25 protein-coding genes and 1 tRNA gene are annotated in these 23,369 nt (G+C 63.0%); 17 read left to right on the top strand and 9 right to left on the bottom strand.

All coding sequences use genetic code 11. The features are described from left to right. The first annotated feature begins 31 nt into the window (after positions 1-31). Together FY036_RS04875 and FY036_RS04870 are read left to right on the top strand one after the other, a co-directional pair. The gene (locus FY036_RS04875; protein ID WP_235897541.1) at positions 32-946 is read left to right on the top strand and encodes an alpha/beta hydrolase; all 915 of its coding nucleotides are present in this window, start codon (positions 32-34) and stop codon (positions 944-946) included. Positions 947-1,009: 63 nt separating this feature from the next. Continuing rightward, entirely contained in the window at positions 1,010-1,933 is a 924-nt protein-coding gene (locus tag FY036_RS04870) for a bifunctional helix-turn-helix transcriptional regulator/GNAT family N-acetyltransferase (RefSeq protein WP_148913589.1), read from the top strand. Here FY036_RS04870 and FY036_RS04865 read toward each other — a convergent pair. The 3 genes from FY036_RS04865 to FY036_RS04855 all read right to left on the bottom strand — a co-directional run bounded on the left by FY036_RS04865 (position 1,930) and on the right by FY036_RS04855 (position 5,544). Then, complete coding sequence (locus tag FY036_RS04865; RefSeq protein ID WP_148913588.1) at positions 1,930-3,039, bottom strand: pyridoxal phosphate-dependent aminotransferase; 1,110 nt, start codon at positions 3,037-3,039, stop codon at positions 1,930-1,932. The two genes, FY036_RS04870 and FY036_RS04865, sit on opposite strands and share 4 nt — an antisense overlap. A 36-nt stretch (positions 3,040-3,075) precedes the next feature. Further along, positions 3,076-4,251: a serine hydrolase domain-containing protein gene (locus FY036_RS04860; RefSeq protein ID WP_148913587.1), complete on the bottom strand. Its 1,176-nt coding sequence runs from the start codon at positions 4,249-4,251 to the stop codon at positions 3,076-3,078. A gap of 246 nt (positions 4,252-4,497) precedes the next feature. Continuing rightward, positions 4,498-5,544 (bottom strand): porin, encoded by a 1,047-nt coding sequence (locus tag FY036_RS04855; protein WP_148913586.1) that lies wholly within the window; start codon positions 5,542-5,544, stop codon positions 4,498-4,500. 399 nt (positions 5,545-5,943) lie between these two features. Here FY036_RS04855 and FY036_RS04850 point away from each other — a divergent pair. Then, positions 5,944-6,020 (top strand) — tRNA-Arg (locus FY036_RS04850). 190 nt (positions 6,021-6,210) lie between these two features. Further along, positions 6,211-6,486, top strand: a complete 276-nt coding sequence (locus FY036_RS04845; RefSeq protein ID WP_235897526.1) for a hypothetical protein — start codon at positions 6,211-6,213, stop codon at positions 6,484-6,486. 331 nt (positions 6,487-6,817) lie between these two features. On the opposite strand, the gene FY036_RS04840 is transcribed toward FY036_RS04845, so the two are convergent. Beyond that, the gene (locus FY036_RS04840) at positions 6,818-7,900 is read right to left on the bottom strand and encodes a DSD1 family PLP-dependent enzyme (protein WP_235897540.1); all 1,083 of its coding nucleotides are present in this window, start codon (positions 7,898-7,900) and stop codon (positions 6,818-6,820) included. 165 nt (positions 7,901-8,065) lie between these two features. Here FY036_RS04840 and FY036_RS04835 point away from each other — a divergent pair, with 165 nt between their 5' ends. The 7 genes from FY036_RS04835 (at position 8,066) to FY036_RS04805 (ending at position 15,555) form a co-directional block, all read left to right on the top strand. Next, entirely contained in the window at positions 8,066-9,232 is a 1,167-nt protein-coding gene (locus tag FY036_RS04835; protein WP_235897525.1) for an ROK family transcriptional regulator, read from the top strand. A 130-nt stretch (positions 9,233-9,362) separates the two neighbouring features. Next, positions 9,363-10,622, top strand: coding sequence for an extracellular solute-binding protein (locus tag FY036_RS04830; RefSeq protein WP_148913584.1), 1,260 nt, complete (start codon positions 9,363-9,365; stop codon positions 10,620-10,622). Between the two features lie 81 nt (positions 10,623-10,703). Next, on the top strand, positions 10,704-11,591 hold the full coding sequence (locus FY036_RS04825; protein WP_148913583.1) for a carbohydrate ABC transporter permease: 888 nt from the start codon (positions 10,704-10,706) through the stop codon (positions 11,589-11,591). Continuing rightward, positions 11,588-12,460, top strand: a complete 873-nt coding sequence (locus tag FY036_RS04820; RefSeq protein ID WP_148913582.1) for a carbohydrate ABC transporter permease — start codon at positions 11,588-11,590, stop codon at positions 12,458-12,460. The genes FY036_RS04825 and FY036_RS04820 overlap by 4 nt, the downstream gene beginning before the upstream one ends. Before the next feature lie 20 nt (positions 12,461-12,480). Beyond that, a complete protein-coding gene (locus tag FY036_RS04815; protein ID WP_148913581.1) occupies positions 12,481-13,575 on the top strand; it encodes an ABC transporter ATP-binding protein in 1,095 nt (364 codons plus the stop codon). Positions 13,576-13,580: 5 nt separating this feature from the next. After that, positions 13,581-14,534, top strand: coding sequence for an N-acetylglucosamine kinase (locus FY036_RS04810; protein WP_148913580.1), 954 nt, complete (start codon positions 13,581-13,583; stop codon positions 14,532-14,534). Positions 14,535-14,553: 19 nt separating this feature from the next. Then, positions 14,554-15,555: an SIS domain-containing protein gene (locus tag FY036_RS04805; protein WP_148913579.1), complete on the top strand. Its 1,002-nt coding sequence runs from the start codon at positions 14,554-14,556 to the stop codon at positions 15,553-15,555. A 425-nt stretch (positions 15,556-15,980) separates the two neighbouring features. Here the strand turns inward: FY036_RS04805 and FY036_RS04800 are convergent, their stop codons facing one another. Together FY036_RS04800 and FY036_RS04795 are read right to left on the bottom strand one after the other, a co-directional pair. Then, complete coding sequence (locus FY036_RS04800; protein WP_148913578.1) at positions 15,981-16,334, bottom strand: hypothetical protein; 354 nt, start codon at positions 16,332-16,334, stop codon at positions 15,981-15,983. Positions 16,335-16,835: 501 nt separating this feature from the next. Next, entirely contained in the window at positions 16,836-17,729 is an 894-nt protein-coding gene (locus tag FY036_RS04795) for a LysR family transcriptional regulator (RefSeq protein ID WP_148913577.1), read from the bottom strand. A 97-nt stretch (positions 17,730-17,826) separates the two neighbouring features. On the opposite strand from FY036_RS04795, the gene FY036_RS04790 reads away from it, so the two are divergent. From FY036_RS04790 to FY036_RS04780, 3 genes are all read left to right on the top strand, one after another. Continuing rightward, on the top strand, positions 17,827-18,549 hold the full coding sequence (locus FY036_RS04790; protein WP_148913576.1) for an SDR family oxidoreductase: 723 nt from the start codon (positions 17,827-17,829) through the stop codon (positions 18,547-18,549). A gap of 80 nt (positions 18,550-18,629) precedes the next feature. After that, on the top strand, positions 18,630-19,148 hold the full coding sequence (locus FY036_RS04785) for a nuclear transport factor 2 family protein (protein WP_148913575.1): 519 nt from the start codon (positions 18,630-18,632) through the stop codon (positions 19,146-19,148). Between the two features lie 92 nt (positions 19,149-19,240). Continuing rightward, positions 19,241-19,552, top strand: a complete 312-nt coding sequence (locus tag FY036_RS04780) for an Atu4866 domain-containing protein (RefSeq protein WP_148913574.1) — start codon at positions 19,241-19,243, stop codon at positions 19,550-19,552. 37 nt (positions 19,553-19,589) lie between these two features. On the opposite strand, the gene FY036_RS04775 is transcribed toward FY036_RS04780, so the two are convergent. Both FY036_RS04775 and FY036_RS04770 read right to left on the bottom strand, forming a co-directional pair. Then, positions 19,590-19,868, bottom strand: coding sequence for an usg protein (locus FY036_RS04775; protein WP_148913573.1), 279 nt, complete (start codon positions 19,866-19,868; stop codon positions 19,590-19,592). A gap of 19 nt (positions 19,869-19,887) precedes the next feature. Next, a complete protein-coding gene (locus FY036_RS04770; protein ID WP_148913572.1) occupies positions 19,888-20,232 on the bottom strand; it encodes a hypothetical protein in 345 nt (114 codons plus the stop codon). Between the two features lie 343 nt (positions 20,233-20,575). Here FY036_RS04770 and FY036_RS04765 point away from each other — a divergent pair, with 343 nt between their 5' ends. The 3 genes from FY036_RS04765 to FY036_RS04755 all read left to right on the top strand — a co-directional run bounded on the left by FY036_RS04765 (position 20,576) and on the right by FY036_RS04755 (position 22,867). Next, positions 20,576-20,890: a co-chaperone GroES gene (locus FY036_RS04765; protein ID WP_148913571.1), complete on the top strand. Its 315-nt coding sequence runs from the start codon at positions 20,576-20,578 to the stop codon at positions 20,888-20,890. Between the two features lie 55 nt (positions 20,891-20,945). Next, positions 20,946-22,571 (top strand): chaperonin GroEL, encoded by a 1,626-nt coding sequence (gene groL, locus FY036_RS04760; protein ID WP_148913570.1) that lies wholly within the window; start codon positions 20,946-20,948, stop codon positions 22,569-22,571. Positions 22,572-22,642: 71 nt separating this feature from the next. After that, positions 22,643-22,867 (top strand): hypothetical protein, encoded by a 225-nt coding sequence (locus tag FY036_RS04755; protein WP_148913569.1) that lies wholly within the window; start codon positions 22,643-22,645, stop codon positions 22,865-22,867. Between the two features lie 313 nt (positions 22,868-23,180). Here FY036_RS04755 and FY036_RS23730 read toward each other — a convergent pair. Then, positions 23,181-23,369 (bottom strand): hypothetical protein (locus tag FY036_RS23730; protein WP_161601094.1); only part of this gene is annotated, 189 nt, incomplete at its 5' end.

The raw sequence follows: 23,369 nt of genomic DNA, 5'->3' as shown, positions 1-23,369 counted from the left end.
GAACCCTCCGCGGAAAAACTCGTTGAGAAACATGCTGCAGTCGACACGAGACCCTGCCGCGCGATTTCGACGACTGCCGCTGGCAACGGCCACAGCAATCCTTGTCGCTGCCTGCGCCATCGTCCTGTCGCTCGTTCCCGAATGGATCCTGTTTCGCCAGCGGCTGGCGTTCAACGTCTTCGATCTGGACGGCCACGCGGTTCTGCGCCCGTTCGATCACACCACGCACGACAGGCTCAAATTGCGCTCCTGGTACGTCGCGCCGCAAGGCGACAAGCCGGTGCTCGTCTATTTCCCTGGTAGGGACGGTGACATCATGCGCAAGCCGGGCCATCTGCTGGAACTAACCACGCAGGGCTACGGCCTGCTGCTCGCAGGCTACCGCGGATATGGCGGCAACAGGGGCACGCCGCGGGAGTTTGACCTGTATCTGGACGCCATGTCGATGCTGACGCAGTTCCGCGAGCGGGTGGAGGCGCCGGGCGGTTTCGTGCTCTACGGCTACTCGATGGGCTCGACGATCGCGGCCAACACCGGCGCGCAGCTGGATGTGCGCGCGGTGATCCTTGAGGCGCCGCTGTCCAATTTCCTTCAGGCGGTAAGGCAGCAGGCCGGCAACATCCCTGCGCTACTGGTGCGATCGCGCTTCGACAATGTCGCGCGCGTGGCCGAAATCCGTGCGCCGGTGCTGCTGCTTGCCGGAAGCCGCGATCTAGTCACGCCGCCGCTGTTTGCCCGCGTACTGGCGGAAGCCAACCCCGCGTTGGCGAGCGTGGCGGTGATAGAGGACGCAAACCACGTCAACATCATTCGGCTCGGCGGTGGCCAGGTGGTGCGCGAATTCCTGGCCGGCCTGTCGGACTTGCACATGGCCGTCGCCGAGGGTGCGGGAGCGGGGCCCATGTCTGCGGCAGTCTTGCCTTTCGGCGGCCGTGCTGCACAATGAGAATAGTTGACGCAGTCCACTAATTGTCATTATCCTTGAGGCGTGATGGCGAGGAGCGGTGCGATGACTTCGTTGCAGGACAGCGTAGGCAGGGTTCGGGAGTTCAACCGCTTCTATACGCGCACCATCGGCGTGCTGAACGAGACGCTGACGCAGAGCGAGTTCACGCTGGCCGAATCGCGCGTGCTTTATGAGCTTGGCCATCGGGCATCGCCGAACGCGGTGGATATCGCCCGCGACCTGTTGCTCGACCCTGCCTATCTGGCGCGCATATTGCGCCGGTTCCGGGAGAACGGGCTGGTGAAGGCGCACGCCGATGGCGAGGATCGCCGCCGGCGCAGGCTTGAACTGACGGCCAAGGGACGTGCCGCGCTCAACACGCTTCAGGCGCGTTCCAAGCAGCAGATAGAAGCGCTTCTGGCGCCGCTGGATGCGCTTCACCGCGAAAACATGGTCGATGCGATGGCCCGGATCACCGAGACGTTGCAGGGCGACGCCGAGCCGGACGTCCCCGTGGTGCTGCGGCCCCACCGGCCCGGCGACATCGGCTGGGTCATCAGCCGCGAGGCAAGCCTTTATACCGAGGAATATGGCTGGAACATCGAGTTCGAGGCGATGGTGGCGCAAATCTGCGCTGACTTCCTGCGAAATTTCCAGCCCGCCCGAGAGTTCTGCTGGATCGCGGAGAGGGGTGGCGAGCGGCTTGGGGCGATCTTTCTGGTGCGGCAGGACGACGAGGTGGCGAAGCTGCGGCTTCTGCATGTGGAGAGCGCCGCGCGCGGCAGGGGCGTCGGCCGCATGCTCGTCGAACGCTGCGTGCAGCAGGCGCGCGACAGCGGCTACCGCCGGCTCACTCTATGGACGAACAGCATCCTCGCCGAGGCGCGCCGCATCTACGAACGCGTCGGCTTTCAGTTGGTCAGCGAGGAGGCGCATCACAGCTTCGGCGTGGACCTGACCGGCCAGTACTGGGAACTCGAGCTCTAACCCCGCGCAGCCTTCAGCGCCTCCGGCAGTTCCTGCTCGAACAGGTCGATTTCGGCTGACGGGCCCACGCTCACGCGGATGCAGCGGTCGAGTACCGGGGCCATGGGCTTGCGCACGAACACGTCTCGCTTGATGAGTTCCTGCATGACGCGCAGCGCCGGCGCGCCGTCGCCGCCGCAATCGAAGGTGACGAAATTGGTGGCCGACGGCAGCGCCACAAGCCCGTTTGCCACCGCAATGCCCGCTATCCGCTTGCGGCACGCATCGACATCGGCGACCACCGAGCGGAGGTATTGCTGGTCTGCAAGCGCGGCCAGAGCCGCAGTCTGCGCCACGCGGTTGACGCCGAAATGGTTGCGCACCTTGTCGAACGCGCGGATCATCTGCGTCTCGCCGAGCGCGTAGCCGCAGCGCAGGCCGGCCAGCCCGTAGGCCTTGGAGAAGGTCCGCATGCGCAGCACGTTGGGCCGCGAAACGTCGAGTGCGGGCATCGCCGATGCAGGCGCGGTTTCGCCATAGGCCTCGTCCAGCACAAGCATGGTCGTTTCGGGCAGCGCTTCGATCAACCGCGAGATTTCATCCGCCTCCCACCATGTGCCCATCGGGTTGTCGGGATTGGACAGATAAAGCAGCGGCGCGTCCTCGCGCTTCACGGCGGCAAGAAGGCCGTTGAGATCCTCGCGGTCGTTGGCATAGGGCACGGTGACGAGCCGCCCGCCGAACCCGGCGACGTGATAGTTGAAGGTGGGGTAGGCACCGAGCGAGGTGACCACCGGCTGCCCGGCCTCCACGAACAGCCGCACGATCAGGCCCAGCAATCCGTCTATGCCTTCGCCGATCACGATGTTTTCCGCCGCGATCCCCAGATGCGCGCCCAGCGCCGCCTTTAGATCGTGGTTCTCGGGGTCGGCATATTTCCAGACATCGCCGGCCGCCGCGGCGATCACGGCCTGCACGGCGGGGGAGGGGCCGAAGCCGCTCTCGTTCGCTCCGATGCGTGCGCGGAACGGGCGTCCGCGCTGGCGCTCCTGCGCCTCCGGGCCAACGAAGGGAACCGTTGCCGGAAGAGATTCGGCAAGGGCGGTGAGCTTGGGATGCGTGGTCATGGCGGGCTTTCCAGCGGTACGGCGGTTCACGTCGCTTTACAGCGTTTCAAAGGCTTTTGCGATCTGTGCGAGCATGCGGATTTCAAGCGCGGTCGCATCGTCATTGCTGGCATCCGGCCGCGACGCCGTCTTGGCGATGACGACGCGGCTTTGCGGGTCGTCCCACAGCCACTGGCCATGGATGCCGATGGCCGCGAAGCTCCCACGCCCGTCGCCGACGTCGTACCAGCAGGAGCGATAGCGTCCATCCGCGAACACATCGGCGAAGTTGCCGACGATCCACGCCTGCCTGTTGCCGTTCCTGTGCATATCGTCGATCCATGCGCGCGGAATGACCTGATGTCCGTCAACCGTGCGCCCGCCATCGAGCACGAGCTGGCCCAGCCGCGCCAGATCGCGCGTGGTCACGCATACGCCGCCGGCCGCTCGCGCGGTGCCGACACGGTCGACCGTGACGCAGGCAGCACCCCGTGCGCCCATCGGCGTCCACAACCGCTCGGCCAGATAGCGGTGATACCGGATGCCGGTAGCCCGCTCGATGACGAGGCCCAGAAGGTCGGTGTTGGGCGAGGCGTAGTAGAACCGGCTCCCGTGCGGCTCGCCGCGCCTGCCGAGCGTCGCTAGAAACCCTTCCATGGTTTCCGGGTGCGTCTCCGACCTTTCCGGGTTCCACAGCATCGCGCGCCGGTAGCGGTCGAACGCGCCGCCATTGTCCAGATATTCCTCGTCGAAATCGAGATCGACGGTCATGTCGAGGAGATCGCGTACCCGCGCATCGCCATAGGCCGAACCGCGCATGGAAGGCACATATGAGGTGACCGGGGCGTCGGCATCGAGCAGCCCTTCGTCCGCCGCGATGCCGGCCAGGATGCCGGTCAGCGACTTGCTGATCGAGAAGATGACGTGCGGGCGCGAGGCATTCGCGTGGTCGGCCAGCCACTCAGCGATGACCGCGCCGTCGCGCATGACGACTGCATGGTCTGTGTGCGAGCGGCGCATATGCGCAAGCGCGGTAATCGGGCTTCCATCGGTGTCCTCCAGCATCATCTCCGCCAAAGCCGCCGGGCCCGGGGAGGGCGCTTCCCTTTCGCCCCGAGCGGACACGTCGGCCGTCGGCACGAACTCGGCGACATGCTCGAAGCTGTAGCGGCTAAAGGGAGAAAGACGCCAGTTGGCCAGCGTGATGTCTGTGCGCTGGAAGGCTTCGGTCATGCATGGCTCTCCGATTGCGGCTTGTGCCTCGATATGCTCGTGCGGCGCCGCGATAGGGAGCAGATGGGTTGGCGAAGTCAACAAAAAACCCGGCGGTCGCCCGCCGGGTTTCGCAATCGAAATGTCGCGCTTTTAGACAATGATGCCGAAAAGTGGGAACCGGTTTTCGGACGACATCATGGTCCAACTTATTGATTTAGCCGCATGTATGCGACGCCGGGTGAGTCCACCCGACTGCAACATGCTCTAGAAGCTGCGGGTGAAGCGCAGAACGCCTTCCCAGGCGTCGCCGCCGCCCGAAACCTTGGTGTAGCGCACCTCGGGGAGGATCTCGAGGTTTTCGACCGGCGTCAGGCCCAGGCCACCCTTGACCTGATAGGCGCTCGGGCTGCTGGTGGTTGCGTCGAACCATTGGAAGTAGCCGTTGACGGAAACCTTCTCGCTGACCTGCACGCCGGCATGGGCCAGAACCGACCACTCCGAGGTCTCGCCGGAATCCGGGTTGGCCGCGCCGTAGACGCCGCTCTCGCTGCTCGAGTACAGCACGTGGACGCCGACGGAGAACGGGTCGAAGTTGAAGCGGGCCACACCCTTGGCGCCCCACGAATCGTCGGGATTGTCGTAGCCGACGATACCGCCGATGGAACCCCAGTCCTGCTCGTAGATCGCGCCGGCTTCGATGTTTGGCTGGAACTTGCCGGTGCCAGCGCCGGTCGTGATGTCAATGGATTCAATCGCGGCGATCACAGCCGAGAAGCCGTTCGCGCCGGTATAGGTGTAGGACAGCTCGCCGCTGTTGTAGATCTGGCTGCCGTAGTCGCCGTCCAGGTCGCCATCGGCGCCGTAGCCGCCGAAGAAGCGGGCATAGGGCGTGTCGTTCTTGCCGATGAGGAACGAGCCGCTGGCCGTCTGCAGCTCGATGAAGGCCATGTCGGCATAGACGTCATTGCCGGTCACAGAGTTCCACTCGAAGAACAGGTGCGCGAAGCTGCGCAGCGTGCCCCACTCGGTCTCGTTGCGGGCATCGAAGCTGGGCGCGAAACGGGCCGTCTTCGAGAATTCGTAGGGCTGACCGCCGATCTTCACATAATCCATGCGGTAGCGCATGTAGCCGCCGATCTGCAGGCAGGTCTCGGTTCCGGGAATGTAGAAGAACCCGGCACCGTAGACGTCGCAGACGCGCACATATTCCATAGGCTCCGGCTCTGCCATGATGATGGCATCGGCGGCCTGAGCGCCAGACACGGCCAGCAGCGCTGCGGCCTGGCCAAGGAAAAGCCCCTTGATGTTCATGAATGTCTCCGTTTCGACATTGTTATCGCCCGGGCTTTCCCCGACCTCATCCGCGCCTTGGGAGGAATCGCGATCAGGCTCCGGGTGTCCCCACGGCAAAAATGTGCCTTATTTGCTTTGCCGCGCAATCTAAATGTTCCGCGCGCGTTAGGGGCGCATCTCGCACCACGCCAACTGTGGCGGAAATGTTACTTTTGCATGGCGCGCAAATAGGCATATGCCGAAAGATGGTTCGTGCCATGGAGTTTAGGGAAGCCGGCCAGCCTATTTCGGTTCGTTTAGTGGCGGAGCGCAGGGGGCCGAACCTTCATTTTTCAGTAGTTGAAGCCGCCGCTGCCATCCTGTATGAACCGCGTCATCGGCGTTATGTTTGCGCTGGCGTCGGGCTCAGCCCGACAAGCACCCGTAGCTCAGCTGGATAGAGTGCTGCCCTCCGAAGGCAGAGGTCACAGGTTCGAATCCTGTCGGGTGCGCCAATTCGGTTCGAAACTATGAACTTTTTTTCGGCAAATGAAGGTGCGCCTACGGTCTCCGCAATCGTCGGCTTGTGGCCTACGATTCGGATTCGATCCTGTTCAACTACGACTGCGCCGATGATCGATTTTAGGTAGTTGCGTCGCAGGACGGGATTACCCTCGCGAATGCGTTCTCGCAGAGTTCGACTGAATGTCGCAAGTTGGGGCGGCCGCTTTTCAATCGATGATCTTTCAGGGCAAGACGCTTTGGACGGCACCAGAACTTCGTGCCTTGGTCGAGCGGAAGGCCGCAAATTTTCGCGCCTATGCTAGCGAGCGCAGGCGCGGCATCCCGCTGCTTGGGAGCGATGAGCTGAAAGCCAGACTGCTCTACAACGGCATCACCCGCGCACGTCGAACCTGTAAGGTGTTCGTCCGCGGGCCAGACCTGCTCCAGCAAGCACCGTTCGACTTCAACGCTGCCTGATGCGAAAACGGACGGCGGCTTCTCACTAACCGAGCCAGCCCTGTGAACGACCGCAAAGGCGTCGTTTGCCGAAGGTCGGCTTTCCCAGTGTCTCATCCTGAACCGGACGGACCGTAGATGGCCGCTGAGCGGTAGTGGGAAAACATTTCCCGGCTCCAGCGGGTCGGGACGACGCCAACGACTTGCCCGGGGTTGAGAACTGACTGGCAGGTTTTGAGCGGCTATGCGGAGAAAGCTGCCAATTGCCTAGCCAATAATTTCCTTCCGCTACGCACGCATGTCTTTCGGTTGGTACCTGTGACGCTCCAACCAATGAGCCTAGGGCATCAGGTTAAAACACCTTGCCGCGTGCAGTTACCGGCCAAAGCGTCTCGACCTTGCCGTCGCGAATGCCGACATACCAGTCGTAGAGATTGCAGGTCGGGTCACAGTGACCGGGGATCAATTGCAGACGCTGATTGATCGCAAGACGTCCCTGTGGGTCGTCGAGCTGGCAGTGCTCGTCAGAGAGGCCGGTGCATATGACGCCGTCGAGATCGTGAACGACTGGAAGGCCGCTATCGACCGAGAAGCACTTGAGCCCCGCATCTGCCACAGCGCGGCCCGGCGCCCTGCTCATCACAGAAGAAAGAACGAAGAGCGCATGCTCGAAACCGGCGTTGGCCAGGGGACCGAGCGCGCGGCGATAGTCGGCATCCATGAAAATGTAGGAACCGCATTGCAACTCGTTCCAGACGCCGCTGGCGGCCTCCAGCGGATACGTGCCGGTGCCTGCCCCGCCTACGATGTTGCAGGAAAGCCCTTCCGCCGCGATAAGCTCCACGGTTTTGCGCGTCAGGGTCTCGGCTGATGCGATGGCGTCGCGGCGCTCCAGTTCCGTCGCCAGATGCTGGGCCCCGCCGTGATAAGCCTGAATGCCGGCAAACTGCAGGCCAGGTGCGCAGGAAACCGCCAGCGCCAGGTCGCGGGCTGGTTCGCCTGGCGCTATGCCGCAGCGTCCGGCTCCGCAGTCGATTTCGACCAGTACTTCGATCCTGGTTCCGGCCTTTTGTGCAGCGGCTGACAGGTCTTCCACTGCCGCCGGATCATCTACGCACACGATAATGCGTGCACATCCTGCCAGCCGTGCCAGCCGGTCGAGCTTTGCCGGATCGCGAACCTCGTTGGCGACGAGAATGTCGGCAATGCCCGCACGCACCATGGCCTCGGCCTCCGACACCTTCTGGCAGCAGATGCCGCAGGCGCCGCCCCGTTCCATCTGAAGGCGTGCGATGTCGGCCGATTTGTGGGTCTTGGCATGCGCGCGAAGCCGCACGCCAGCCCCTTGGGCCGCCACACGCATGCGCTCCATGTTGCGGTCGAGGACGTCGAGATCAACCAGTAGCGCCGGCGTCTGAATTTCGTGTAAAGCCATTCCGGGCAAAGCGGGAACGTCGAAGCCCGGCTCTGCAGCCTCGATGGGGACGTGGCGGATTAGGTCTGTCACAAAATTCTCCTGAGGGCCGATGTTGCGGGTTGAAGACGACCGGCGAACGCAGCTACTTTTGCAAAGCAGAAGAACAAAAGAAAGAGGCATCGTTTGCGGCCACCATTCGAATCAAGCCCGGCAGGGTCGCTGACCGCCAGTGCGAAGTCGATATTCCGACTGCTGGCCGAGGGCGATCCCTCTACCCGGCCGCAGCTTGGGGAGGCATTGAACCTGTCGCGGCCGACCATGTCGGCTGCCATCGCCGAGCTGGAGCAGCTCGGCCTCGTCGCAAAAATCGGTGAGGTGCAAGGCCTGATCGGGCGCAAGGCCGCAATCTACCGCCCCGGTCCGACGGCGGGCCATGTGATCGCCATCGATGCAGGTTCCACGCATGTGCGCCTGCGCGTATCCACAATCGACAGGCGGCTCCTGCACAGCCGCGTTTACCGGCTGCCGGCTAGCCAGCTTCTGCTAGGCGAGGAGATCAGCCGCGCGGTGGCAGAAGAGGTGGCAGCAACGCTGACAGAGACCGACCCCGGCTGGGGGCCGTTGCGCATGATCGGCATCGCCGTGCCGTCGCGGGTCGTGGGCCCCCAGGGCGACCGAAGCGCGACGCGACAGGAGGAAATCTTCAGCTGCTTCGAGCCTCCGGCAAACGTACCGGTCGTGCTGGAAAACAACGTCAACTGCGCCGCCGTTGCCGAGCGTTCCTATGGCATCGCTAAGGATTCCGAGACATTCGCCTACGTACAAATCGGGCTGAAAATCGGCATGGGGCTGATGCTTGGCGGCAGATTGCTGCGGGGCCGCAATGGGGCGGCGGGAGAAATCGGGCATCTCGCTTTCCCGATGGCGGACGGCAGCAAACCGATAGCAGGCGAAATCGAGCGCTATATGGGCACCGAGGGTTTCATGCAGCGCGTGGTGGCGGCGTGGCCTGAACCCTCAGGTAAGGCACCGGCGGATGCTGCAGACCTTATGGCGCGGGCGGGCGAGGGTTGCGCCACCGCGCTTGCGCATGTGACGCGCCACGCCGAGGACATCGGCGCGATCGTCGCAAGCTGCGTCAGCGTTGCCGACCCCGGGCTTGTCGTGTTGGGCGGCGGGATGGGCGGCAGCCCGCTCCTGATGCCGACCGTTTCCGAAGTGGCGAACCGACTCAGCTATCCTGTAGAGGTCCGCACCAGCACACTGGGCCAGGATGCGACCGTTCTTGGCATCGAAAAGCTCGCCTGCGAACAGACCGTCGATTTGCTGCTGGGTGAGAGCCGGGACTGACGGCTTGTCGGAATCGCGCCCGAATACGATTTTCGTTGCGTCACCGATTTTTTTTGTTAACTTGCCTAACATAATAAGCGGCCGCTTGGGCAGGTCGTGTTTCGAGGGTGTTTTGACAAGGGAGACTATCATGATCGCAACGACGTGCCGCGCTGCCATACTGGCGACAAGCGCAACCTTTCTGGGTGCCGGCGCCCTTTCTGCGCAGGAACTGCAATACTGGGTCTATTCCGACTTCGCACAGGGCGAGGCGCTGAAGCTGCAGCAGGAATTCATCGCCGAGTTCGAGGCGGAAAACCCCGGCGTCAAGATCGTTATCTCGGGCAGGGGCGACGACGACCTCACCTCCGGGCAGATCGCGGGTGCCGCATCCGGCACGCTTCCCGATGTGTTCATGAACGGTCTGGCCGTCGGCGCGCAGCTGGTGGAAGTGGGTGCGTTGGCCAATATCCATGAAGAATGGATGGCCATGCCGCAGGAATTCCGCGACCAGTTCGACGCGGCCGCTATTGCAAGCTGCACGCCCAAGCCCGAGGAGATGTACTGCATCCCCTACACCGGCTTCGGCGAGATCATGTATCGTAACCTGACGGTGCTTGAGGAAGCTGGCGTCGACACCACCACGCCGCCCGCCACCTGGGAAGAGTGGCATGAGCAGATGGTGAAGGTAAGCGAAGCCGGCAAGTTCGCCGTTCCGGACCAGACTCAGGTCTTCAACTCTGTCGCCAGCATGTACGCCGTACGCGGTGACAAGGAAAAGTGGGGCATCGACTTCGAGGCTCGCGAGACGCTGATCGAGCCTGAGTCGATGACGCGTACCATGCAGATGTTTATCGACATGGCGCCCATGAACAGCGGAACCAGCCGCAACGACCAGGGCACGCGCGACCTGTTCATCACCAACCAGCTCGCCTTCCACGTCGTCGGGCCGTGGGTCAACCCGACCTACGCGCAGGCCGCCAATGATTCCGGCCTGAAATACGACTTCGTGCTCGTGCCCGGTGCCACGGAAGGCGACCATGGCGGCATCAAGAGCTACGAGTTCGTCAGCATCGCGCCTGGCCCGAACCGTGAGATCGCGTGGAAGTTCGCTTCCTACATCACTGAAAAGAACCAGATGGCGCGCTGGGCCAAGCTGCTGTCGCGCTACAACGCCAACGCAGCCGCCATGGCCGATCCGGAAGTCACAGCGCTGCCGCTGATCGTCAAGTCGGTAGAGGCGGTGAAGTACGCCATGGACGTGATGCCGCCCTACTTCGTCGGTGCGGTGCCGAACTGCTACCGCTCGATCATGACCGACATGGCCTCCGCCGTCGCCGACGGCGAATACACGGCCGAAGAGGGCGCAGAGGAACTGATCGCAGAGCTGAACGACTGCCTGGCACGATAAGCCGGCATCCCGGATGGCGCGTGAAGTCGCGCCATCCGTCCATCCTAATCAACCCATGCCCCTCACTTTTTCGGAGCCGTCATGAGTGCCAGACGACTTCTGCCGCATTACGCGATGGTGCTGCCATTCGGCGTGCTCTTTGCGGCGTTCTTCCTCTACCCGATCGTGAGTGGGCTCTATTACAGCTTCCATGACTGGAATGCCGCGACCGAGGCGCGTTTTGTCGGCTTGGCCAACTACGAGGCGGTGCTGAACTCGCGCGACTTCTCGCGCTCCATGTCTAACCTGCTCACCTATATCGCGATTACCGTGCCGCTTGGCATTACGGTGGCATTCGGACTGGCATTGCTGGTGGACAGCTTTAGCGGCTTTTGGGCCAATTTCTTCCGGAGTGCCTTCTTTCTGCCCGTGGTGCTGCCGGCGTTTCTGGCCGCGACCATCTGGCGCTGGATGTATGCGCCCAATTTCGGCCTGGTGAACATGGTGCTGGGCTGGTTCGGCATGCCCTCGATCAACTTCCTCAACGACACCGGCATGATGCTCTACGCGCTTATCGCCGTGGACGTTTGGGTGTCGGCCGGCTTCAACATGGTCATCCTGCTTGCCGGGCTGAAGAATATCCCGCAGGACCTCTACGAAGCCGCACGGCTCGATGGCGCAAGCCGAATCCAGCAGGTGCGCTACATCACAATACCGATGCTGGCGCCGGTGCTGTTCTTCGTCATCACCTACGGGTTTATTTCAGCCCTGCAGGTCTTCGACGTGCCATGGCTGCTGACCGGATCGTCGTTTACGGCCTACGGCGGACGCCGCAGCGCGCTTCTGTTCCCCGTCATGGACATGATGGGCAGGGCGTTCGGTTCGGTGCGCTTCGGCGAAGCCGCAGCTTATGGCTTTATCCTCACCGCCGTCATCATCTTTATAACGGCCGCCATGTTTGCAGTGCGCGCCTGGAGGACGCCGAAATGAGCGCCAGCCGAGCCTCCGCCGCCAACCGGTACGTTATCGCCGATCTTTGGACGTGGCGTTTCCTCAAATGGGTCGTCGCCATCTGCGTGGCGATCGTGGCGGTGTTTCCGATCTGGTGGATGATCAACGTCGTCTTCTCCGACCCCGGAACACCCGTATCGATCAATCCGCGGCTCTATCCGACTTCGCTCAGCTCGGGCCTGTCGAAGATCCAAATGATCCTGACGGAGACACAGTATCTGCGCGCCTACTACATCACCATCGCCTACGCCCTGCTGACCATTCTTGGGGTAATGCTGATCGGTTCGATGGCGGCCTTCGAGTTCGCGCTGTTCGACTTCCCCGGCAAGCGGATTCTCTTCGGGCTGGTGATGCTGTCGCTTATGGTTCCGACGGTGGTCACGATCATTCCGACCTACCTGCTGGTTGCCGATCTAGGCTGGCTCAATACGATGCAGGGCCTGGTCGTTCCGGGGCTCGCATCTGCCTTCGGCCTCTTCATGCTGGTGCAGTTCATGCGCACCCTGCCGATGGAGATGATCGAGGCGGCGAGGCTCGACGGGGCGAGCCACTTCAAGATCTACTGGTACATCGCCCTGCCTCTGTCGAAGAATGCGATGGTGACGCTGGCCATCCTCACCTTCATGAAGACGTGGGGCAATTTCGCCTGGCCCCTGATCGTGGCTCCGCGTCCCGACACCTACACCGTCGGGCAGGTCGTCGGCCTCTTCAACGCACCCTTCTCGCACCAGACGGTGGATGTGGTGATGACGGCGAACCTGCTGGCTGCCGTGCCGCCGCTGATTTTCTTCCTCATCTTCCAGCGCAAGATCGTCGAAGGCATCGCCATGTCGGGCTCCAAGGGCTGAACGGATACAGTGAGAAAATCATGGCTGAAGTAGAAATCACATCCGTCTCGAAGTCCTTTGGCGCGGTCGAGGTGCTCAGAGACGTCAACCTGAAGATCAATTCGGGCGAATTCGTCGTGTTCGTCGGCCCGTCGGGATGCGGCAAGTCGACATTGCTGCGCATGATCACGGGGCTCGAAACCGAAAGTGCGGGGGATCTGTTCATTGACGGGCAGCGCGTCAACGACATCGATCCGGCCAAGCGCGGCACGGCGATGGTGTTCCAGTCCTACGCGCTCTACCCACATATGACGGTGGCCGAAAACATGGGTTTCGGCCTCAAGATGGCGGGCGAGCCGAAAGCGTCGATCCGCGAGAAGGTAGGGCAGGCCGCTGCGATCCTCAGGCTCGAGCAACTGCTGGAGCGCAGGCCTGGCCAGCTCTCGGGCGGTCAGAAGCAGCGCGTCGCCATCGGCCGCGCCATCGTGCGCAAGCCGAAAGTATTCCTGTTCGACGAGCCGCTGTCGAACCTGGATGCCGAGTTGCGTGTGCAGATGCGCGCCGAGCTGATCGACTTGCATCGCCGCCTCGGCGCCACCATGATCTATGTCACGCACGATCAGGTCGAAGCGATGACGCTGGCCGACCGGATCGTGGTGATGAACGGCGGCGTGGTTCAACAGTACGGCCGTCCGCTCGATCTCTACGACGATCCGGACAATCGCTTCGTTGCCGGCTTCATCGGATCGCCGAAGATGAATTTTCTCGACGCTTCTGTGCAGGAGGTCGGCGCCGATCATGTCACGCTCGCTGGTGTCGGCGGCAGCGACCGCACTCTGCGTGTGCCATTCCGAGGCTTCGATGCATCGGTGAAGATCGTCACGCTCGGCGTGCGGCCGGAGCATGTCAGGATCGGGACCGGTGCTTCCAGCGAACTGCCGGTTTTCGTCAGCTTCGCAGAGGAGCTTGGGGACGTCACCTACATTCACGGCAAGCTGCCTGCCGGCACGCCGGTGATCGCGCGCAGCGACGGCAAGCGTCATGACGGCGCGGAAAACTGCACGGTTGCGATCGACCCGGCAGGCATGCGCCTCTTCGATACCGGCGGTCGCCGGCTGCGTGAAAGCGGGGCCTGACCGACATGACAACACGTCAGGTGACGCCGCTGGCCCCTCAGGCCAGTGTCGTCGGCGTCGATATAGGGGGCACCAAAACCCACCTGCGCCTGCGCGAGGCGGCGGGCCAGCGCGATCTCGTCGTGCCGACCGGGGACTGGCGACATCGTGAGTGGCAACGCGACGCGCGATCGCTGCTCGAGCTGATCGCGCGCTTCACCAACGATGCGCCGCTCGCGGCAATAGGGATCGGGGCGCATGGTTGCGACGACAAAAGCGAGTGTGAGGCGTTCGAGGATGCATTTCGCAGCGCCGGACCGCTTCCGGTGCGCGTTGTCAACGATGCCGAGCTGATGCCGGCGGCTTTCGGGCTGGAGCAGCAGATTGGTGTGGTGGCCGGAACCGGCTCTATCGCAGTCTGCCGTACGGCCGACGGGGAAATGCTGGTGGCCGGCGGGTGGGGATGGATCATCGGTGATGAAGGCAGTGCCGCGAGCCTCGTGCGCGAGGCGGCCCGCACGGTCGCGCTGCACCTGGATGGCGGCGGGAGCGAGGACGACCCTCTCGTGCGCCGCCTGTTCGCTTCCCTGGAAATTCCGTCCGCCGCGCGCATCGGCAGCCGGCTTGGCAGCCTGGGAAGTGCGACGGCTGTCGGCCGCCACGCCAGCCTGATATTCGACGCGGCCGACGAGGGGTCGCCCCTTGCCGACGCGGTGATCAAAGAAGGCGGTCGCGCACTCGCAGACCTTGTCGCACGCCTCAGGCTGCGTGGTTCGCAAGCCGGTTCGGCCGTTGCAGGCGGCAGCGTCATCGCCTCGCAGCCCCGGCTGTGGAACGCGTTCCGCGCCGGTGTCGCCGCGCTGTGCGGGACCGAGTTTTCGTTGTTCCTGCACGAGGGGCCACCCGTCGAAGGCGCCATCGTGCTTGCCGACAGATTGGCTGCCGATCTCCACGCCAGCCCTCACACCGCCGTTTCCTAATGTACGAAAGGTCAGTTCAATGAGCTATCGCTCCACCGTCGCCCGGCAGCCAGAATCGCTAGCCGACACTCTCGCAGCAGCACAAGCGGAACTGGCCAGCCTCGATCTTTCACCACTCTCATCGGGCGTGATGGCCGTCACCGGCATCGGCGCGTCCTATGCCGCCGCCGTGGTGGTGGCCGCCGAACTGCAGCGCCGTGGTCGCCGCGCGTTTCCGGTCCGTTCGGGCGAGATGATGGCTGGATACGACATCGCGGACACAGTTCTGGCGCTGTCGCATCGCGGCCGCAGCGTGGAAACCGTCGAGGCATTGCAGAAGCTTCCGAACGCCAAGACCCTCGCCGTCACCAACAACCCTGAAAGCCCGCTAGCGAAGACTGCAACCTTTCACATCCAGCTGAACAACGGCTCTGACGCCACACCTTCCAGCACCGGTTACACCGCCACGCTGCTGGCAGCAGGTCTTGCAATCGATGCGATACACGGCAGCGGCGGTGCAGACTGGGCCAGCCTGCCGGAACTGACGAAGGACGTGCAGGGCCGCGCGGCCGAAAAGATGCCCCGACTGGCCGAGCTGTTCCGCGACCGCCGCGCCATCGATTGCGTCGGGGCGGGCGCATCCATCGGCACAGCGGACGGCGCATCGCTGCTGATTCGCGAAGCGGCACGCCTGCCCGCCTCGGGCTACGAGACGCGTCACTATCTGCACGGTCCGATGGAATCGATGGACGCAGCTACGGGTGTGGTGATCTTCGGCGACGCGCGCGAACTGGCACTGGCCGAAAACCTCAACGATATCGGCTGCCCAGCCTTGCTGGTGACGAGCAACACCGACATATCGGATAGCGGCAAGCTGACCGTGGTGCATGTGCCCGCCAGTGACGATCTCGTGCTGCGGGGCATCATCGACATCTTCACAGCGCAGCTTCTTGCAGCAGAACTTTCGGATGCGGCCGGTCTCACCGACGTCAAGTTCCGCTACAAGCAGTCCGATACCAAGATCGTCGACCAGGCAAGCTGACAGGCTTCTCGTCGACGACGCTACGCTGATGCGTTAGGCGGCCATGGTGCACCCCTTGGCGGCATCCTTGGCGTCTTGGTCTGCGGTATTGGCAAAGATAGGTGCTGCGGTGTGAAAACTTTCCATCCTGACATGCCCGCATTCGGCCGGTGGAAGTTCAATACATACGCCGACCGCTGTGGCGCGACGAGCAGTTGTGATAAACCTAAGAAACTCGGTTGGTGCAAAAGCTGGCGCGGCATTCGCCACTCACCAACGGAGTTATGCGCAACCCTTCAACAAGGGGAGACGGAACGGCCCGGCCCACTGCTCGACGCACTGTGCGGCCGTAACAACGGGAAGGTATTCGGCTGTTGCCGGAGCGCCGGCGATAGGAGTTCCGCTGCGGATCGCGAAGATGAACTGCTGGTAACCTCCCCTCTCTGTCAGCTCGGCCCGAGGCAGCTTTCCACGATCGGCCGGAACTGGTTGGTGTAGTGGTCTCGGCCCTGAATAGGGGTCGGAAACAGTATCGAGACGGTAGTTGCGTTCGCGCCGGATGCACTGAAATCGATGCGACCGGCGGCGACAGTGTTGGTACCGAGAACCAGTTCCGTCTTGTTGAGACTCGGCAGATCGTCCTTCCGCCAATATCCGTTCTCGCGCAACTTCAGGTAGGTGCAATCGGCGATCGCCTGATAATCGCCGGTGACGCTAAACACGCCGCTAGGCTGGTCAGGGTACGACTGGCAGGCTGTAAGCATCGCCACCAGCGAGGCTGCCCCAACGGCTTTCTCCATCAAATTCCCTCCCATCCCTGTGCGCCTCAATAGCAGAGTTCGCTGGGGCGCACTATCGGGGGCGATTTCACCGGGAGGAATAGGTGCAAGAAGAAAAGGCGCTGTATACAGCGGGCATCCCTCGCCCTCTCAATTTCCTCTGCGATATCCAGTTCTGGCTAGGGTTCGCAAAAGCTTCTGCCGTCTCAGAGTAATAGCCACACAAGCCCAACGATCACGGCTAGCCCGATCAGCGCGTGAACCCCCTAGGTGGAGATCGCCGGTGGGCGCTGTCGCTTAGGTGCCATCAACTCCGTCAGGCGCTTGCCTAGTTCAGAAGAAAATCAGAATCGTCAACCGAACCATCTACGCGAAGATCGTTTTTCTCTTTCTAATTCAATGACATAGAAGTTCACTCTGTCATTGCGAGTGGTGCGCCAAATTCCGCAGATTGCCTTCATCAACAAGTTGTATCCTTGAACGCACACGCCTTTGCCCGGCGGTGGTCGACCCACGCGCGGCTCAGGAGGCGTTCGAGCGCCTGATATGGTCGACCAGCGCGCGCAGCTTGGGGGCCATGTTGCGGCGCTGGGGGAAGTAGAGGAAAAACCCCGGGAACGGCGGCAGGAACTCGCCGAGCAGAGGCACGAGTTCACCCGTTTCCACGAACGGCCGAAACGTCTCTTCCGGCGCGAACGTGATCCCGCCGCTCGCAAGCGCGGTGCGCAGCATCAGGCGAAGGTCGTTGGTGGTGATCTGGGGCTGGACGGCAACGTCGAAGGCAACGCCGTTTTCCTCGAATTCCCAGCGATAGGGCGCGACATTGGGTGCGGGGCGCCAGCCGATACAGCGATGACGGACGAGTTCGCGCGGATGCGCGGGGGTTCCGTGGGCGGCGAGATAGGCCGGGCTTGCGACCACCATCTCCCGCTGATCGCCGGCGATGGGGATGGCGATCATGTCCTGCTCGATCACCTCGCCCAGCCTGACGCCGGCGTCATAGCCGGCAGCAACGATGTCGAATTCGTCATCGGTGACCGTGACGTCGATCGTCACACCCGGATGGGCCGCTGCAAATGACGCGATGAGCGGACCGGAAAGGAATTGCTCGGCGATCGAGGTGGCAGCGATCCTGAGGAGCCCGCGTGGCGCGTTCTCCGCCGAGACGCTTTCAAGTGCGGTTTCGATATCCGAGAGCGGCCGGGAAAGCGCGTCGTGCAGACGCTCGCCGGCTTCCGTCAGGCGCACCGACCGCGTCGTGCGCATGACGAGCGCCGTACCCACCGTGTCCTCCAGTCGCCGCATGCCCTGGCTGACGGCCGAGCGCGTCACGCCCAGCCTATCGGCAGCGGCCCGGAAATTATCCTCCTCCGCGACGGCGAGAAAGAGCGGCAACAGGTTGAGATCGACAGTCATTGTCCAGCATTGCTAACCAGTCAGTCCAGTACGCGATGGATACCATCACCGATAGCGAGCGTCCATCTTCCCTCGCAACTGATGCAGGGAGCATGAAATGAACAGGACCATCCTTGTCACCGGCGCCTCCAGCGGGATCGGCGAAGGCATAGCCCGCGAGCTTGCCGGTGCCGGCGCGAAAGTCTTGCTGGGCGCACGCAGGCTGGATCGGATCGAGGCGATCGCTGCGGACATCCGCGAAGCTGGCGGGACCGCCGAGGCACGATCGCTGGACGTCACCGACCGCTCGTCCATGGCCGCCTTCGCTCAGGCCGCGAAGGAGAAATGGGGACGCATCGATGTGCTCGTCAACAATGCCGGCGTGATGCCGCTCTCGCCGCTTGCGGCCGGCAAGCAGGACGAGTGGGATCGCATGGTGGACGTGAATATCAAGGGCGTGCTCTGGGGCATAGGCGCGGTGCTGCCCGCCATGGAAGCGCAGGGAAGCGGCCAGATCATCAATATCGCGTCCATCGGCGCGCTGCAGGTCGTGCCGACCGCGGCGGTCTATTGCGCCACGAAATTTGCGGTCCGGGCGATATCGGACGGCCTGCGGCAGGAAAGCACGAGTATCCGCGTCACCTGCGTCAATCCCGGCGTGGTCGAAAGCGAGCTCGCCTCCACCATCACCCACGAGCGCACGCGGGCGCTGATGGACGAATACCGCGCCGTTGCGCTTCAGCCGGCCGATATCGCGCGCGCCGTCCGACAGGTGATCGAGGCGCCGGCCGGGGTCGACACGACCGAGATAACCATCCGTCCGACCGCATCGACGAATTGATGACCGATGCGCCGATGCAAAGCGGCCACCTGGTGGCTGCCCCGGCCAATACCGCAACCCTGCAAGAATGGAGTGAACCGATGATCCCTGCTTCGAGAAAAAGGCCAGCCGCCGCCCGCAATCTGCTGATTGCACTGGCATTCTTCGTTGCTGTCGCACCGGCGCAAGCCGGCACCACCGCCTCGAGCGCCGAAATCCGCAATGAAACGCTCGTGCGCGAGGCGTTCGAGCGATGGGCTGCCGGCAGCGGCAGTGTCTTCGACCTGCTCGCCCCTGACGTCCGCTGGACCATCCACGGTTCCGGCCCGGTCGCCGATACCTACGAAGGCGCCGAGGATTTCATGCAGCGCGGCTCGGTCCCGCTCGTCAGCCGGCTGGCGTCCCCGCTGACGCCGCAGGTCCATCATATCTGGGCCGCGGAAGACAGGGTCATCATCCGCTTCGACGCCTCGGCGACCACCACTTCAGGCGCACCCTATCGCAACCAGTTCGTCTGGATATTCCGGATGGAGGAAGGTTCGGTCGTCGAGGCGGAGGCGTTCCTCGACCTCGTCGCCTATCAGGAAGTCGTCGATACCAACGAGCCGCGCCAGCAATAGGCAGCCCAGTAGACAGAAACGTCACAGCCGAGACGGCCGCCAGGCGGTCGTCTCTCCGCCACCAACCCAATCGTGAAACAGGGAGTTCGACCATGCGGCGTACCTTTGCAATGTTGATCGCGGCAACGCTTCTGGCCCACCCCGTGACAGCCGAGGAAACCGAAATGCAAGCCAGCCATCCCTATGTCGGGCTCTGGGTCACAGAGGACGGCCATATCCGCCACGAGCTGCTGCCCACCGGCCGCTACGTGGAAGCGCGCGGGACACGCGAGCGCGCCTACGAAGGCCGATACGAAGTGACCGGCACGCACATCGAATACTGGGACGACACCGGCTTCACCGCCGATGGAGACTTCATCGACGACGTTCTCCATCATGCCGGGATGATCCTCTACCGCCGATGACGGCAACCAGCGCTCCACACACCCTGCATGTTTGCCTTCAATGAAGGGCGATTATCCCGTCGACTGCCTTCCACTCGGAAGGCTGGATGAGGCGGTGGTGGGCGACGCGCACGGAGTGAAGCGCCCCTTCGAGCGTTTCTGTCCAGTAATCGAGAAAGCCGCGCAGTTCGGGAAATTTCGGAGCGAGGTCGTATTCCTGCCATACGTAAACCTGCAGCAGGCTGGGATGGTCGGGGAGATGGTAATGGATCTGCGCCGTGGTCAGGCCGTAGCCTTCCATCTGCATCCGGAATTCGCGACTGGCGATCGCTGGCATCTGTCTCTCCGTTACTGCTTCATGCGTCCAGACGATGCGGCTCATTCGAACCGGCACATGCGCCGTCCCGCGCTCCCGGATGCGTCTGGTCGAGGCGACGCAGCGCATCCATGATGCTGTCGAACGGGACCGGTCTTTCCGCCCCCGGCGGCTGACGCAAGGCAGGCATCGATTCCACCGCACATGCATCCGACGCCCATGACGACAGGATGGCGCGTTTTTCGCCATGCTCCAGCGTGGCGTCGCGAAGCACGTCATCAGGGTGTTTGTAGTGACGCCCCGGCGAGAGAAGCCGGTCTAGGGCGATGTCTTCCGCCCGAGGCGCGAGAGAGGGAATGATCGTCGAAAAACCGGTTCGGCGCATCGCTGTCCTCCTTCCGTTCTGCCGTTCCAAAAAACTCCGTTTCGATCCGATATCCGGGCCGTGCGATCGTACACGGGACTGCGGAAATTTTGCTCGACCCGCCGCAATTTTCAAGAGCGAAATCTTCGCCGTGCGTGTTTTTATCTCATGATTTCATCGTACTAGCAGCCGTCGCACGAGAGTGCTGAAATTTTTGCGTTCGCCTCTTGAAACGCCGGAATCCGAAAACTAGCTCGTTGAAGCGCGATGCCCTCTCGGGGTCGCAGCACCCCGCACCGGCCCGATATTGCCTGTCCGGTGTGGAGGAACTTCAAAATCTGTTTGTCCTTGAAGGAGAACGAATATGGCGTTCCGTCCATTGCATGACCGTATCCTGGTCCGCCGCATCGAAGCCGAGGAAAAGACCGCTGGCGGCATCATCATCCCCGACACTGCCAGGGAGAAGCCGAGCGAAGGCGAGGTGATCGCCGTCGGACCCGGTGCGCGCGACGAGACCGGCAAGCTGGTCGAACTCGACGTCAAGGTCGGCGACCGCATCCTGTTCGGCAAGTGGTCCGGCACCGAGATCAGGCTCGATGGCGAGGACCTGCTCATCATGAAGGAAAGCGACGTGATGGGTGTCATCGAACATGCCGCCACGCTGAAGAAGGCCGCCTGACGGCTTCTTCCCCACGTTTCAGTCCATGAAAGCTGCCTATTGAAGGAGTGATCCAATGGCTGCCAAGGAAGTCAAATTCCATTCCGACGCGCGCGAGAAGATGCTGCGCGGCGTCGACATTCTCGCCAATGCTGTGAAAGTGACGCTCGGTCCCAAGGGTCGCAACGTCGTCATCGACAAGTCGTTCGGCGCACCCCGCATCACCAAGGACGGCGTTTCCGTCGCCAAGGAAATCGAGCTGGAGGACAAGTTCGAGAACATGGGCGCCCAGATGGTGCGCGAGGTGGCCTCCAAGACCAACGACCTCGCCGGCGACGGCACCACGACCGCGACGGTGCTGGCGCAGGCCATCGTCAAGGAAGGCGCGAAGGCCGTCGCGTCTGGCATGAACCCGATGGACCTGAAGCGCGGTATCGACAGGGCGGTCGACGCGGTGGTCGCCGAGCTCAAGGCCAATGCCCGCAAGATCTCGAAGAACGACGAGATCGCCCAGGTCGGCACCATCTCGGCCAATGGCGACGCTGAAATCGGCCGTTTCCTCGCACAGGCGATGGAAAAGGTCGGCAATGAGGGCGTCATCACGGTCGAGGAAGCCAAGACTGCCGAGACAGAGCTCGAGGTCGTGGAGGGTATGCAGTTCGACCGCGGCTATCTCAGCCCCTATTTCGTGACCAATCAAGACAAGATGCGCGTCGAGTTCGACGAGCCCTACGTGCTGATCCACGAAAAGAAGCTGTCGAACCTTCAGGTGCTGCTGCCGGTGCTCGAAGCCGTCGTCCAGTCCGGCAAGCCGCTGATCATCATCGCCGAGGATGTAGAGGGCGAGGCCCTGGCGACGCTGGTGGTCAACAAGCTGCGCGGCGGGCTTAAGGTGGCGGCCGTCAAGGCTCCGGGCTTCGGCGACCGCCGCAAGGCCATGCTGGAGGACATCGCCATCCTCACCGGCGGCACCGCCATCTCGGAAGACCTCGGCATCAAGCTGGAAAACGTCGGCCTCGACATGCTCGGCCGCGCCAAGAAGGTGGTCATCGAAAAGGAAAACACCACTATCGTCGATGGCTCAGGCCGGAAGGATGAGATCGAGGGCCGGGTGAGGCAGATCAAGGCGCAGATCGAGGAGACCACCTCCGACTACGACCGCGAAAAGCTCCAGGAGCGTCTGGCAAAGCTTGCGGGCGGCGTTGCGGTGATCCGCGTAGGCGGGGCGACGGAGGTCGAGGTCAAGGAGAAGAAGGACCGCGTCGACGACGCGCTGCACGCGACCCGCGCTGCGGTCGAGGAAGGCATCCTGCCCGGCGGCGGCGTGGCGCTGCTGCGCGCGGCGAGGGCGCTCGACAACGTTCAGGTGGACAACACCGACCAGAAGCACGGCGTCGAGATCGTGCGCCGTGCCATCGAGGCGCCGGTTCGCCAGATCGCCGAGAATGCCGGCGCGGAAGGTTCGATCATCGTCGGCAAGCTGCGCGAAAGGACCGACTTCGCATTCGGCTGGAACGCCCAGACCAACGAATATGGCGATCTCTTCGCGCAGGGCGTAATCGACCCGGCAAAGGTCGTTCGCACCGCGCTGCAGGATGCGGCGTCCGTCGCCGGCCTCCTGGTGACGACGGAGGCGATGATCGCCGAAAGGCCAAAGAAGGATGTCGCCCCGGCGCTTCCCGCCGGCGGAATGGACTTCTGACGATCCGTGCCGGAACCGCCCGCTCCCTGTTCGGGGGGCGGGCGATGACCAGACGTCGATCGGAGACTGACATGACGGTCATGCCAGACTTTGACCATGTGCCCGCACCGCACCATCCGCCCGCGGAGTTCCTGGCGCATGATGCCGAGGCAAGGACCGCGCTCGCCCCGCTGGTCGACACTTTGCTCGACCGGCTGGCGATGGCCGGATGGGACAGGCGGACGGCCGCGTCCGCGCTGATGTTCCACGCAGCGGCGCAGGTGTCGGCCTTCTACAGAAACGGGACGACCCAGTAACTCGGCCAACGACTCTTGGCCCTCGCCTACGGGCGGGGGTCTGGCGGGCGCGTTTCTTTAGATTGCCGCTCCTTATCCGCGATTGCCAATCGGTGCGGCACTATCGGTCTGGCTGACGGTGGTGCCAAGGCATCATCCGCTTGGATATCGCCGCAAGAACTCTGTGGCGAGGTGACTGGGATTCCGCTCGATCGCTCAGCGCCATCCGTCAGGCCGTTGTCAATGAACCAGATGCAAGGCGCTGTGATCGTGCTGTTGAAAAAAAGCCCCGCAACGTGAGCTGCGGGGCTTCTGTTGGTCTTTGTGCGGCACGCTATCTGAGGTGTGCCTCTTGGCGTGCCTGGCAGGTTCCGGCGACTTCGGTGCAGATTGGCGTGGTTGTGGTTGCGACGGTTTCGCCGTTGCTGGTGAAGTTGACGATCAGGCCGGCGGGCGCCGCGTCGAGCGGAACGTCCGTTTGCTTGTGGCTGACGAAGGCGGCGAAGGTGACGAGTTCGCCGGT

The organism is Neoaquamicrobium microcysteis, assembly GCF_008180155.1.
GTDB lineage: Bacteria > Pseudomonadota > Alphaproteobacteria > Rhizobiales > Rhizobiaceae > Aerobium > Aerobium microcysteis.
Note: the sequence above shows the minus strand (reverse complement) of the source record. Positions and strands in the feature narration are given on the sequence as shown.